This window comes from Acinetobacter sp. ANC_7682 (assembly GCF_056779795.1).
This window is the reverse complement of sequence record NZ_JBWYIQ010000023.1, coordinates 1-13,074: the sequence shown is the minus strand read 5'-3', so window position 1 is coordinate 13,074 and position 13,074 is coordinate 1. Positions and strand designations below refer to the sequence as shown.

The 13,074-nt window shown below is 38.6% G+C and carries 14 protein-coding genes; 1 reads left to right on the top strand and 13 read right to left on the bottom strand.

Annotated features, from left to right (window positions below):
* Positions 1 to 2: 2 nt before the first annotated feature.
* The 9 genes from recO to AC1M9D_RS09835 all read right to left on the bottom strand — a co-directional run bounded on the left by recO (position 3) and on the right by AC1M9D_RS09835 (position 7,856).
* The gene (recO, locus tag AC1M9D_RS09875; protein WP_481612077.1) at positions 3 to 716 is read right to left on the bottom strand and encodes a DNA repair protein RecO; all 714 of its coding nucleotides are present in this window, start codon (positions 714 to 716) and stop codon (positions 3 to 5) included.
* 12 nt (positions 717 to 728) lie between these two features.
* The gene (locus tag AC1M9D_RS09870) at positions 729 to 920 is read right to left on the bottom strand and encodes an NF038104 family lipoprotein (protein ID WP_180028433.1); all 192 of its coding nucleotides are present in this window, start codon (positions 918 to 920) and stop codon (positions 729 to 731) included.
* Positions 921 to 946: 26 nt separating this feature from the next.
* Positions 947 to 1,975 carry a GTPase Era gene (gene era / locus AC1M9D_RS09865; RefSeq protein WP_035267178.1) on the bottom strand — a complete coding sequence of 343 codons (1,029 nt, stop codon included), beginning with the start codon at positions 1,973 to 1,975 and terminating at the stop codon, positions 947 to 949.
* Positions 1,972 to 2,673 carry a ribonuclease III gene (rnc, locus tag AC1M9D_RS09860; RefSeq protein ID WP_035267179.1) on the bottom strand — a complete coding sequence of 234 codons (702 nt, stop codon included), beginning with the start codon at positions 2,671 to 2,673 and terminating at the stop codon, positions 1,972 to 1,974. Before rnc ends, era begins: the two co-directional genes overlap by 4 nt.
* The gene (locus AC1M9D_RS09855) at positions 2,645 to 3,019 is read right to left on the bottom strand and encodes a DUF4845 domain-containing protein (protein WP_481609875.1); all 375 of its coding nucleotides are present in this window, start codon (positions 3,017 to 3,019) and stop codon (positions 2,645 to 2,647) included. The genes rnc and AC1M9D_RS09855 overlap by 29 nt, the downstream gene beginning before the upstream one ends.
* Positions 3,020 to 3,044: 25 nt before the next feature.
* Positions 3,045 to 3,899, bottom strand: coding sequence for a signal peptidase I (gene lepB, locus AC1M9D_RS09850; RefSeq protein ID WP_035267182.1), 855 nt, complete (start codon positions 3,897 to 3,899; stop codon positions 3,045 to 3,047).
* 16 nt (positions 3,900 to 3,915) lie between these two features.
* On the bottom strand, positions 3,916 to 5,733 hold the full coding sequence (gene lepA / locus AC1M9D_RS09845) for a translation elongation factor 4 (RefSeq protein ID WP_180028436.1): 1,818 nt from the start codon (positions 5,731 to 5,733) through the stop codon (positions 3,916 to 3,918).
* A gap of 163 nt (positions 5,734 to 5,896) precedes the next feature.
* Entirely contained in the window at positions 5,897 to 6,358 is a 462-nt protein-coding gene (locus tag AC1M9D_RS09840) for an acyl-CoA thioesterase (RefSeq protein ID WP_481612076.1), read from the bottom strand.
* Between the two features lie 112 nt (positions 6,359 to 6,470).
* On the bottom strand, positions 6,471 to 7,856 hold the full coding sequence (locus AC1M9D_RS09835) for a Do family serine endopeptidase (protein ID WP_481597360.1): 1,386 nt from the start codon (positions 7,854 to 7,856) through the stop codon (positions 6,471 to 6,473).
* 233 nt (positions 7,857 to 8,089) lie between these two features.
* On the opposite strand from AC1M9D_RS09835, the gene nadB reads away from it, so the two are divergent.
* Entirely contained in the window at positions 8,090 to 9,721 is a 1,632-nt protein-coding gene (nadB, locus tag AC1M9D_RS09830; RefSeq protein ID WP_373683328.1) for an L-aspartate oxidase, read from the top strand.
* Between the two features lie 35 nt (positions 9,722 to 9,756).
* On the opposite strand, the gene AC1M9D_RS09825 is transcribed toward nadB, so the two are convergent.
* From AC1M9D_RS09825 to pabC, 4 genes are all read right to left on the bottom strand, one after another.
* A complete protein-coding gene (locus tag AC1M9D_RS09825) occupies positions 9,757 to 10,176 on the bottom strand; it encodes a PaaI family thioesterase (protein ID WP_481612075.1) in 420 nt (139 codons plus the stop codon).
* A 62-nt stretch (positions 10,177 to 10,238) separates the two neighbouring features.
* Positions 10,239 to 10,862, bottom strand: a complete 624-nt coding sequence (gene tmk, locus AC1M9D_RS09820; RefSeq protein WP_481597363.1) for a dTMP kinase — start codon at positions 10,860 to 10,862, stop codon at positions 10,239 to 10,241.
* Between the two features lie 14 nt (positions 10,863 to 10,876).
* Positions 10,877 to 11,926: an endolytic transglycosylase MltG gene (gene mltG, locus AC1M9D_RS09815; RefSeq protein ID WP_481595968.1), complete on the bottom strand. Its 1,050-nt coding sequence runs from the start codon at positions 11,924 to 11,926 to the stop codon at positions 10,877 to 10,879.
* A 5-nt stretch (positions 11,927 to 11,931) separates the two neighbouring features.
* Entirely contained in the window at positions 11,932 to 12,741 is an 810-nt protein-coding gene (pabC, locus tag AC1M9D_RS09810; protein ID WP_481612090.1) for an aminodeoxychorismate lyase, read from the bottom strand.
* Positions 12,742 to 13,074: the final 333 nt, after the last annotated feature.

Genomic DNA, 13,074 nt, shown 5'->3' with positions numbered 1-13,074 from the left:
TCCTAATTTGATTTTGATTGAGCGTTTTGAATCCACAATTGACGACTTTTTAGTGGGCGATCACCCAATAATGAAGTAATCATTTGACGATATAATTTATTCAGTAATTGTAACTGTTCAGCGTTGAAATCTGTACCATTTTCATAATTTATCATGCTGCGAATTTGCTCACCTGTCAGTGTAGCGGCACTTGAATACTGAACTGGTATGAAGCCTTCGTTTAATTGAAATTGATATTTTTGTGAAGTTAAAATTTCATTTTGGTGTGCGTCTATCGAGTAATCAATCGCATAACCAAGCTCTTCTAGAAGTACGTATTCAAATTGACGAAGAATTTGCTTCAAGAATTCGTTAGGATTTGAATGTTGGGCTAATTTTTGTAAATTTTCTAATGTCTTGTGGTACTGTGCAAAAGTATCTGGCATTGCCTCTTCTAATGGGCATAATCTCAATAAGATTTCATTTAAATAAAATCCTGAAAAGAATGCATCACCATGAAAAAAAATGGGATGATTAACAATTTCTAATTTTGTGAAGTTTTTTAATTCAGACTTTCCTGTCGCTTGAAGTGCGATAGGCTGATATTGCGGTGGTGGAGGTTGTCTTAGTATGCCGTCAACTCGTCCATACTCTTCAGTGAATAAATGGACAATATGACTCCGCTCTCGATACTTTCGATGATGGATTAAGTATCCATGCAAAAGTTCATTTCGCATCGACTAATCTTATTATTTATCTTTCTTTAGTTCTTTTTCATCATCGTCATCACCATCGGGAATAACAGCCCCAACTACTGCTGCAGTACCTTTGACGACTCCTTTGGTGGTTTTATACGCAACTTTTACAGGAACTGTGACAACTTTATGAATGCAACCTTGTAAAACCAAAGCACATACAATTATCGCAACCATCTTCATCATCATCAGCTCCTATAACTGCTTAACCCTTAGATATCACTATATCCTAAGCTTTTTAATGCACGCTCATCATCAGACCAACCGCCTTTGACTTTAACCCAAAGGGTGAGCATGATCTTTTCTTCGAACATTTTTTCCATATCAGCACGTGCATCCATACCAATTTTTTTCAACTTTGATCCTTTTTCACCGATGACAATGGCTTTTTGCCCAGGGCGATCAACAAAAATCGTAGCATCAATATAGGTACAAGCGGGCTTCATACGACCAGTTTTCTCATTTAGAGTCGCTTCTTCTGTTTTAAACGATTCAATTTGAACCGTTAAATCATATGGAAGCTCTTCACCCAGTTGACGCATGATTTTTTCACGAATAATTTCAGAAGCTAAGAAGCGTTCAGAACGATCTGTGAGTTGATCTAGTGCATACAATGGTGGTTGAAACGGTAAGTATTTTTCGATCGTATCTCTAAGATGATCAAGGTTAGCGCCACGCAATGCCGATACCGGAACGATCTCAGCAAAATTCATTAATTTAGTACGTTCTTGAATTAGTGGTAATGCCTGATTTTTATTCTCAAATGTGTCCAATTTATTAATGACCAAGATGACAGGCATTTCGGCATTTTTGAGCTTCTCAAGGACTAATTCATCATTTTGAGTCCATTTGTCAGCGTCTACAACAAACAGTACAAGATTTACATCACGCAAGGCTGAATGAGCTGCACGATTCATCATTTTATTGATAGCACGGACTTCTTTCTTATGCATTCCAGGGGTGTCAACAAATACTGCCTGAGATTTCTCACGCGTATCAATACCCACAATCTTGTGTCGAGTTGTTTGAGGCTTACGAGACGTAATCGAAAGCTTCTGACCCAAAATATGGTTCATTAATGTAGATTTACCTACATTCGGACGACCTACAATTGCTACAAAGCCACTTTTGTAGTCTGAGGGAATTGTAGTACCTTGAGAACTAAAAAATTGATTGATTAAATCATTGCCGCTGTCTTGCGACTCGTGATCAGCATCGATGTGATCGGAATGAGTAGTCATGAAGACTTTTGCTCCAAAAATTTTAAAATTTCCGCCGCTACTGCTTGCTCAGCAAAACGACGACTTGAACCCTCACCCATACATTTTGGCAAGCCTTCAACCATACATTCCACTTTAAAATGTTGGTTTGGTGCATCACCCTGAATATCAACAACCTCATACACTGGGAGAGGTTTTTTACGAGCTTGAAGATACTCTTGTAAACGGGACTTAGGATCTTTCAATTGATCTGTTGGTTCAATATGATCTAAATAAGGTTCATACCATTTCAACACAATTGATTCTAACAACTTTAAATCTTGGCTATCAGTATAGATTGCACCAATAATCGCTTCGACTGTGTCAGCGAGTATCGACTCTCTATGATGACCACCAGATTTTAATTCACCAGTACTGAGTATTAAACTCTGACTAAGTTTCAAATCTGTTGCAATTTTGCCTAACGCTTCTTGTCGAACCAAAGTAGCTCGCATACGCGTCAGACGACCTTCGTTTTCATGTGGATAAGCATGATAAAGGTAATTGGCAATAATCATACCTAACAATGAATCGCCTAGAAACTCTAGGCGTTCATAGTTATGTTTATGGCTAACCGATCGGTGTGTCAACGCAAGTTGAAGTAATTCAATTTTCTTAAACTGATAACCGATGCGACTCAGTAAGCGAGAATCACTTACTTTGAACTGACCTTTGATCAAAACTTTTCTCGAATGTGAGGACTAAATCAATATTAAATAAGAATGGCTTTCTTACTTCATATTTCTTTGTCACTTGTAAACCTTGTTTAGATTTGACAGTCGCAATATCTTTGAACTCAATGTCACGGATATTGTTCATGCTAAACTTCTGCCCCATTGTTGAAGCAAACTGTTGTGGTGTTGTCGCCTTTGAGCTGATTGCAACTTGTTCTTCAATCAATTGATTGATTAGTCGGTCATCCCAATAAGGCTGCCACAATGTTACGAGCACTTTAAGTCCAAATGCCGCAACAATTACCCCTAATAAAATCGCTGTATACGATGCACCACGTTGAGTGTTACGCATTTTTTATTATCCATATATTTAAAGATTACTGAATTTGACCATTACGACTGAATGATGGCAATTTCAAACCAGCTTCTTTATGCATCCATACATAAATTGCTTGTCCTGTTAAATTTGCCTCAGGTACGAATCCCCAGATTCGACTATCAGCACTCTGATCACGGTTGTCACCCATGGCAAAGTAATATCCTTTCGGAACAGTTACTTCCCAGCTTTGACCATTTGTTCTCACAAAGCGATCATTCGCAGTGGCAACATAAGGAAGATCTTGTTTGGTTTGTGCATAATTGAAATGCGCAATAATCGGGTTTTGACCTTCCAAATTACGAACCAAATACTTATGATCACCTAAAGTTTCATAATGATAAATTGAATTTGGCGTGTCTGAAACATCTTTTTCACGATTAAATTCAGCCGATTCCGTTACAACTTTTTCACCATTGATGGTTAATTGATTATTCTCAAAAACGATATGATCACCAGGTAAACCAATAATACGCTTAATATAGCTAATTGATGGGTTTGGTGGATATCTAAATACCGCCACATCACCACGTTCAGGCTCATTGACATTCAACACTTTGGTGTTGCTAATCGGTAAACGAACACCATATTGATATTTGTTCACCAAGATATAATCACCCGTTTCCAATGCCGGAACCATGGATTCAGATGGAATATTATAAGGTTCAAAGAAGAATGAACGCAGCACTAACACAACTGCAAGTACAGGCCAAAAATCATATGCCCATGTAATAATGAAATTTTCATTCCCTTTTCCTTTGGTTGCTCTTTGTTTGAGCACCAATTTATCCAGCAACCACAATCCAAAAAAGATTAGGGTTGCAGGTACGAGAATGAGGTTAAAATCAAAATCCATGGGATATTCCTTGTTGTTATCGCTCTACTTTTAACACAGCTAAGAAAGCTTCTTGTGGGATTTCTACACTACCCACCTGCTTCATACGTTTCTTACCTTCTTTCTGTTTAGCGAGAAGTTTCTTCTTACGTGAAACGTCACCACCATAACATTTTGCCAATACGTTCTTACGCATTGCTTTTACTGTTGAGCGCGCGATAATTTGAGCACCAATCGCAGCTTGAATTGCCACATCAAACATTTGGCGCGGAATCAAATCTTTCATTTTTTCTACAAGTGCAATACCACGATGTCGCGCATCTTGACGGTGACAAATCATTGCCAATGCATCGACTTTTTCACCATTGATCAAGACATCTACTTTTACAAGAGAAGAAGACTCAAAACGGACGAAGTTGTAATCTAATGATGCAAAACCACGTGAACATGATTTCAATTTATCGAAGAAATCCATCACGACTTCAGCCATTGGTATCTCAAATGTAATGGCTACTTGGTTTGCCATAAACTTCATATCTTTTTGAACACCGCGTCGTTCAACACACAACGTCATTACATTACCAAGATATTCTTGTGGCACAAGGATATTACATTCTGCAATCGGCTCTCGAAGATCCTCTACAGTAGATCCATCTGGCATTTTTGATGGACTGTCGATATAAACTGTCTCACCACTTTTCATGACAGCTTCATAAATTACAGTCGGTGCCGATGAAATCAGGTCTAGATCATATTCACGCTCTAAACGCTCTTGAACAATCTCCATGTGCAGCATACCCAAGAAACCGCAACGGAAACCAAATCCTAATGCATCTGAACTTTCAGGTTCAAAGAATAATGCTGAATCGTTAATTTGCAGTTTTTGTAATGCTTCACGGAAAGGTTCAAATTCACTCGAATCAATTGGGAATAAACCAGCATATACCTGTGGTTTAACTTTTTTGAATCCAGGTAAAGTTTCTACTTCCGGCGTTGTAGCAAGTGTAATCGTATCTCCAACTGGCGCACCAAAAATATCTTTGATACCAGCAATCACAAAGCCAACTTCACCTGCTTCTAAAATATCAGTTTCTGTATGTTTAGGATTGAAAATACCGACAGAGGTAATGATGTGCGTTTGACCTGTTGATTTCATCAACATTTTATCGCCTTTACGCACCCGACCTTGCTTAATGCGAACTAAGGATACAACACCTAAATAGTTGTCAAACCATGAGTCAATAATTAAAGCTTGAAGCGGCGCTTCACGGTCACCCGTCGGAGCAGGAATGGTATTCACAAGTGTTTCTAAAACACCTTCGATTCCTAATCCAGTTTTAGCTGAACACGTAGGTGCTTCAGTTGCTTCAATTCCGATAATGTCTTCAATTTCTTGAATAACACGCTCTGGTTCAGCTTGAGGTAAATCAATTTTATTAAGTACTGGAAGAACCTCAAGACCTTGCTCAATAGCTGTATAACAGTTTGCAACTGACTGAGCTTCAACACCCTGAGCTGCGTCAACAACTAAAAGTGCACCTTCACAAGCAGCAAGCGAGCGCGAAACTTCATATGAGAAGTCAACGTGCCCAGGTGTATCAATAAAGTTCAGTTGATATTCTTCGCCATTTGGGTGTGTATAATAAAGCGTCACAGATGCAGCTTTAATGGTAATCCCGCGCTCACGCTCAAGCTCCATTGAGTCTAGAACTTGCGCTTGCATTTCGCGATCTTGCAAACCACCACAGGTCTGAATAAAACGGTCAGCTAAAGTTGACTTCCCGTGATCAATGTGAGCAATGATCGAAAAGTTACGTATATTTTTGATATTTACGGATTTTTTAGCTTGCGCCATGGGTTACCTTGAACAATAAATTGCGCTATGCATGAAATAAAAACTACATAGCAAAAGCTGTTTAACAAATTGCGGACGATTATAGCAGATGGATTTTTCAAAGTATTCATAATAATGAACACCATGTGGTGAAATATTTAATTCGTCCGACTCAAGCAATTCTTTATTTAGCGGGTAAAGAATAATCTTGAGTGAAATCCAAAGGATTTAATACCTCAGAAATAGGCTGATAAGCTTGAGTAAATGTTGGCGATAATCGTTTAGGTCTGCCTGTCGCAATCTCTACACAGGCCCATTTGGTATTTCCCACAAATAATAATGATTGGTCTGAAGGTCTAAAAAAAGCGTACTGACGGAATGAATACATCGCATTCAAATCATTAAGCCAAGTTCTTAAAATAATTTCATCATTTTCAAAACACGCCTTTCTGTAATTCATGTGATGCTCAACAGCAACCATGGCATGTTTGAGTTCTAGATATTGCTCAACCCCCAGACCCAGTTGTTGAATATGTGCTGTTGCAACATCTTGCATCCATTTTACATACACCACATTATTCACATGACCTAAAATATCAATGTCTTGTGCTGTTGCTTTTATTTTAAGGTCAAAGATTGTACTCACTGTATTCCCTTGTATTGCGTATTCATCATCAACATTCGAAAAGAGTTTAATATAATTTTAGGGTTAAATAAAAAAGACCTTGCTGTCGCAAGGCCTTTTATTCAATTTATGTTTATTTGATTCTTAATCCGATCATGGCATTTCGCCCTTCACGGATGATACCCACTCGTGCAACTGTATTCGTTTTAAGATTAGCCACCGCTTCCACAAAATCTTGTGTTGTACTTACATTCTTACCATTAATCGAGGTGATCACATCACCAGCCATAATACGAGATTGTGCCGCCAAACCTCCGCGTACAACCTCTTGAATGTAGACACCACCTTTAACACCAAGGCGTGTTTTTTCAACAGGTGCAAGTTCGCGTATCGCAACACCTAATGTAGGTCCGCGTTTTTTAGCTTCACTTACATTTTGCGCTTGTGCAGGTGTTTCATCTGGTGCTGATGCAAGTGTTGCTGAAATCGTACGTACACGTTCATCGCGCAAGATTTCTAACTGAATTTTTTGATTTGGCTGTGTTCTATTTAAGTAATTTAATAGCTCACTCGTTCTTGAAATTGCAGTTCCATTGTATTTCAAAATAATATCATTTTGCTTTAAACCAGCGCGCTCTGCTGGGGAGTTTGGCGCAATTTCTGTGATTAAAGCACCTTCAGGTTTTGGTAGTTTATAAGCTTCTGCGAGGTTACGATCAATCTCTTGTAAATGAATACCAAGATATGAGCGAGTAACTTTACCAGTTTTCTTTAATTGATCCGCCACATCCATCGCTACATCGATTGGAATGGAGAATGACAATCCCATATATCCGCCAGTACCACTGAAAATACGAGAATTCACACCAATCACTTGACCTTGTTGATTAAACAATGGTCCCCCAGAGTTACCAGGGTTTAATGCGACATCGGTTTGAATAAACGGAACTGATGTTTCACCCAACATATTTCTTGATTTGGCACTGACAATCCCTGCAGATGCCGAGTATTCAAAACCAAACGGTGAGCCAATGGCGAGAACAGGTTCCCCAACTCTTAATTGGTCGATATTCCCAGTCGAAAGTGCTGGGTAGTTCGTACCTTCAACTTTCAGTAATGCCACATCAGTACGTTCATCACTACCAATAACTTTGGCATCAATCTCGCGACGATCATTTAACATGATGGTGATTTGTGAAGCATTTTCTACAACATGATGGTTGGTAATCAGGTAACCATCACGGCTAATAAAAAATGCACTCCCAAAACCCGTTTTCTCTTGAGGAGCTTGGCGCTGCGGAATAATAATTTGATTGCCGAAGAATCGTTTCAGTAGTTCAGGTACTTGTTGTTGAAGAATTTCTTCTTGTGTCATTTTCTTAACAACATTCACGCTGACGACACCCGGACTTACTCGCTCTACAAGATTTGAAAAGTCAACAGTAGCCGCCGCTTGAGTTTGCACTGCCGCAGTAAATACTGCAGCAAAAAGTCCTGATGCTATAACGCGATTTTTCATGTTAAGTGAACTCTCATTTATGATTCTTGGATAAAATAATTTTTAGCACAATCAAAATTCTCTGTGCGTAAATAAATGTTTCTATATTAATAGAAAACAATACTTTACTTAAAATATGATTAAAAACTAATAGTTCAAGTGCATAAAAAAAAAATTGATCAATCAAACTCTTGAATTTTGCTTTGAAAAAGAGCCATATTAACGCACTTTTAAAATTCAGTTTGCGAATGGAAATGCCGAAAAATACAAGTACGCATCAATTTGATGTGATTATTGTGGGCAGTGGCGGTGCGGGTTTAAGTCTAGCACTCTCATTACCTGATCATTTTAATATCGCAGTGTTAGCAAAATCTCATTTGAAAGATGCCAGCACGTATTATGCACAAGGCGGCGTTGCAGCTGTTCTTGATGAGGCTGATTCTATTCAACAACATATTGATGACACGCTCATTGCAGGTGCTTATCTCTGTGAAAAACAAGCTGTTCAACACACGGTTGAAGGAGGAAAACCCTCTGTTGATTTTTTACTGAAACAAGGTGTTAAATTCACACTCGATGATGAAGATAACTTGCATCTCACACGTGAAGGTGGGCATTCTCAGCGCCGCATTATTCATTCCGCAGATGCAACAGGGAAAGCAATTTCAACCACTTTAGTTGAACGGGCACAAGAAAAAAACAATATTCACATCTTTGAAAATTACATTGCGATTGACCTCATTACAGCGCATAAGCTGGGGCATTTGAATCAGGAAAATCGTGCTTTAGGCTTATATGCTTTAGATGAGCAAACCGAGCAAGTGCATACTTTCTTAGCACCATTTACTGCACTGGCATGTGGCGGTGCCATGAAAGCATATTTATATACCTCTAACCCTGATATCGCTACAGGCGATGGTATTGCAATGGCATATCGTGCTGGATGCCGCGTCGCCAATATGGAATTTAATCAATTCCACCCAACCTGTTTATATCATCCTCAAGCACGTTCCTTCTTAATTACTGAAGCAATGCGTGGTGAAGGCGCTTATCTTCGTTTACCTGACGGCGAACGCTTCATGCTTCGTTTCGATGAACGTGCAGAGTTAGCACCACGTGATATTGTAGCTCGAGCTATCGACTACGAAATTAAAAGATTGGGTATACGACATGTATGGCTAGATATTACCCACAAAACCCCTGAGTTCATTAAAGAGCACTTCCCTACGTTGTATGCTCGCCTACTCGAGCTGGGTATTGATATTACCAAAGATATGATCCCAGTTGTGCCAGCAGCGCACTACACCTGTGGTGGTGTCGTAGTCGATGAACATAGTCAAACGGACATTCAAGGTCTATATGCGATTGGTGAGACGTCTTATACAGGTTTACACGGCGCTAACCGTATGGCAAGTAACTCACTTTTAGAATGTTTTGTATATGGCATGAGTGCAGCAAAGCATATTCAAGATCAACATCAAAATATTATAGATCACTATGAAGTCCCTGAATGGGATGCTTCTCAAGTCATGAATCCTGATGAAGACGTTGTCATTTTACAAAACTGGGATGAGTTACGTCAGACCATGTGGAACTATGTAGGTATTGTACGAACGACCAAACGTTTAGAACGTGCATTACACCGCGTTGAAATGCTGAAACATGAAATCACCGAATATTATCAAGATTATCATGTCAGTAAAAATCTAATTGAGCTTCGTAACCTTGTGCTCGTTTCTGAAATGATTATTCGTTGTGCGATGCAAAGAAAAGAATCACGCGGATTACATTACACTTTGGACTATCCTGAGCCTTCGCAAGAATTACGAAAAACCGTACTCACCCCACCAAATTTTGAAGTGGAAACACCTTTAGTTGAGGTTTAAGTTCAACATAAAAAAGCGAGTTCATACTCGCTTTTTTATGCCCTTTTGGGAGGAATTGAGTAAGTTCCAGTAACGTGAGCTATCGGCTCATCATTCCCAACAGAGTACAAGTAAACCTCTCCGACAACTAGAATTTTGCCAACTTTCATTAATTTACAAACACCCTTGATGTCACAACCACCTTTCGGTTTTTTAAGAAAGTTTATATTCATATTGGTCGTCACTGTAAGACCTACAATACCAATTTCTCCGAGTATTGCGATATACAATCCATAATCGGCTGCTGTCATCATAGTCGGACCTGAAACTGTCCCTCCAGGTCTTAAATCATTTTCATCAACATGATAAATGACTGTAGCACCACGTGGCTCTACTGACATTATTTCACATTTTTGGAGACTTTGTGGAAATTCGGTTTGTAGGAATTTGAGTATTTCTTCTTTATTACTGATCATATTGAGTCTAATCGTTCTTCCATAAACAATGACTCAATATAAATCATATTTGCATCTTTTAATTAGCATTTATGCTCAGCTTTCCATGAACTAATTCGTTCAATTGCATCATTAAATACTTGCTCAGGACTTCGTGTTGCATCAATACGCTTAACACGATTGGGTTCTAACTGATGTAATTCAGCAAATCCTGCGCGTACTTTTTCAAAAAAAGCTGCTTTTTCTTGTTCAAACCGATCCAATGCTCCACGCGCACGCGCTCGTTGCATTCCGAGTTCAGTCGGAGCATCCAACCAAAATGTCAGGTCAGGCATTTTTAGAACAAAGTTTTGGTTTAAAAGCGCTAATTTTTCACGGCTTAACCCACGACCTGCACACTGATACGCGAAACTGCTATCACAAAAACGGTCGCATAACACGATCGAACTATTTTCAAGTGCAGGCATTATAACTTGTTGCAGATGTTGCGCTCGAGCTGCGTACATCAATAATAGTTCAGTATCATTACTCATTCTTTCTTCATGATTCACCGTCAGAAGTACGGAACGAATTTGCTCAGCGAGCGGAGTACCACCTGGTTCACGAGTTAGAACAACTTGCTTTGATTGCTCAAGGAAGTAGTCACGAATTTTATGGATCAATGTCGTTTTACCAACACCTTCTGTGCCTTCAAAGCTAATAAACACGTCTATTTTACCCCTTATTTTTTAGATCGAATCACAGCAAGATATTCTTGAACAGCGCGATTATGGTCATCTAGATTGGTACTGAATTTGTGACCTCCATTTCCAGTCGCCACAAAATAAATATAGTCAGAATGATCTGGATGCATTGCCGCTTCGATCGCTTTATCACTTGGTAATGCGATCGGTGTTGGTGGCAATCCGTAAATCGTATATGTGTTATATGGTGTCGGCGTTCTTAAATCTTTACGGGTAATGTTGCCCGTATATTGATCGCCCATACCATAAATGACGGTTGGATCAGTTTGTAAACGCATACCTATTTTTAATCGACGAACGAATACGCCCGAGACTTTATCTAACTCATGATCAACATTGGTTTCTTTCTCAATAATTGATGCCATGATGAGCGCTTCATATTTATTTTTATAAGGCAAATCAGAAGCTCGATTTTCCCAGGCTTTATCTAGTGCCTTCATCTGATGTTGATACAAATCAGTTAAAATTTTACGATCTGTTTCACCCTTCGCAAAAAAATAAGTATTAGGCGCAAATAAACCTTCTGGATGTGAAAATGGAATATTCAATTCCTTTAATATTTCTGCATCACTCAAATGAACCAGCTCTTTCGTCACCAATTCATCATTTTTGAGTGCATTTTTTAACTGCTTAAATGTTGTACCCTCAATGACCAAAATTCGATTCAGTTGTGCATTTTCAGAATTCGAAATCATGTCTAGAACTTGACGGACACTCATTCCCTCTTTAACTTCATAAACTCCAGCTTTCATGCTGTCATGAATCATCAATCGTTGATAAATCTTTAAAATAATGGGAAATGAAACTTGTTTATTTTGAGCTAAACGATCAATAAATTGTGAGTAAGTATCACCATGATTAATCGCGAGCATTTGCTTTTTACCCTCTACAGGATAATCCTTCCATAGACTTGTAGATAAAATCATGGTTGCAAGCAACATTAGGCCTGCAATAATGAGTAAAAGCGCTTTAGGTTTAAAGGATGTCTTGCTGTTCTTTTTCTTTGTTGATTTCTGAGGAGAGGACATAAGCTTTAAATCTGATTAAGTTGAAGGTGGCGAAAAAGATCAATACACGCTTGTGTATCTAATCGATGATCATCAAGGCAAGAGGCGATTTTCATTGGGTGGAGCGCATTACAATAAAATACACTTTGAATGTCAGGAAGCTCATTCAAATCAATTACTCTTTTTTGGAACGTTATACCATAATGATTCATGCGCTCCAAAATTTCAGCACGCATCACCCCATGAACGCCATTATAACGAAGTTCAGGGCAAATCCACGTATCATTCAATCGTATAAAGCAGTTACTGCTGATTCCTTCAACAATATAGCCTTGCACATCTGTAACTAAGGCTTCTTGAAAACCCTTCTCATCGGCTTCCTGCTTTAGTAACACTTGTTCTAACCGATTCAGTGATTTAATTCCCACCAATTGTGGCATGGTTAAACCCATTGCTCGCTCAAGTAAACCACTCGCAATGACTTCATAGTGATGATCAGTCACGTTTTGCGGATAATAATACAGCCAAAGATCTGCTGAATGATGCGGTAAACTGTATCCTCGTTGGCCCTCGCCTCGACTCAGTACAATTTTAATGGTTCCGTTTAATTGATCATACGCTTGCTGTAAATACTGGATAGACTCAGCAATATAGTCGAGATTAGCTTGAAGCGACAATTGCTCAATTGCGGTATTCAATCTTTTTAAATGACGTTCAAATAATTCAATTTTATTATTTCGAATTCTCGCCGTGGTAAAACAGCCATCTCCATAATGGAAGCCACGATCCAAAATAGATATTGCATCCATTGGCTTGGCATTTTTTAAACAGATCATTTCAAGCAACCTCATTCCGTTCTCATAGTGTAAAAAGTCACTCACAAAATGAATAGCTGTTTTGATCATAACTTTTTCATTTCTTCTTATTTTTTTATTTTAAAAAATTTCCCTATGCTCAAATCATCAAAAAACGACAAACACATGGGAATAATGATGCGTTCTTTTAAAATTGGGGTCATTGCGGCTTTACTTTCAGTCACTTCTGTTTCCACACTCGCAAAAGTTTTTTTAAATGTTTCGGTGGTGTTTCAAAAAGTATGCTGAAAAAAACAATATGGCTTTTGATAAAATAGAGGTATGAAAATAACGCTACAAATCAAATGTCCTACC

Coding starts and splice junctions, on each gene's coding strand:
- recO (WP_481612077.1), bottom strand. CDS start 716: ATGCGAAATGAACTTTTGCATGGATACTTAATCCATCATCGAAAGTAT.
- AC1M9D_RS09870 (WP_180028433.1), bottom strand. CDS start 920: ATGATGAAGATGGTTGCGATAATTGTATGTGCTTTGGTTTTACAAGGT.
- era (WP_035267178.1), bottom strand. CDS start 1,975: ATGACTACTCATTCCGATCACATCGATGCTGATCACGAGTCGCAAGAC.
- AC1M9D_RS09855 (WP_481609875.1), bottom strand. CDS start 3,019: ATGCGTAACACTCAACGTGGTGCATCGTATACAGCGATTTTATTAGGG.
- lepB (WP_035267182.1), bottom strand. CDS start 3,899: ATGGATTTTGATTTTAACCTCATTCTCGTACCTGCAACCCTAATCTTT.
- lepA (WP_180028436.1), bottom strand. CDS start 5,733: ATGGCGCAAGCTAAAAAATCCGTAAATATCAAAAATATACGTAACTTT.
- AC1M9D_RS09835 (WP_481597360.1), bottom strand. CDS start 7,856: ATGAAAAATCGCGTTATAGCATCAGGACTTTTTGCTGCAGTATTTACT.
- nadB (WP_373683328.1), top strand. CDS start 8,090: ATGCCGAAAAATACAAGTACGCATCAATTTGATGTGATTATTGTGGGC.
- AC1M9D_RS09825 (WP_481612075.1), bottom strand. CDS start 10,176: ATGATCAGTAATAAAGAAGAAATACTCAAATTCCTACAAACCGAATTT.
- mltG (WP_481595968.1), bottom strand. CDS start 11,926: ATGTCCTCTCCTCAGAAATCAACAAAGAAAAAGAACAGCAAGACATCC.
- pabC (WP_481612090.1), bottom strand. CDS start 12,741: ATGATCTGTTTAAAAAATGCCAAGCCAATGGATGCAATATCTATTTTG.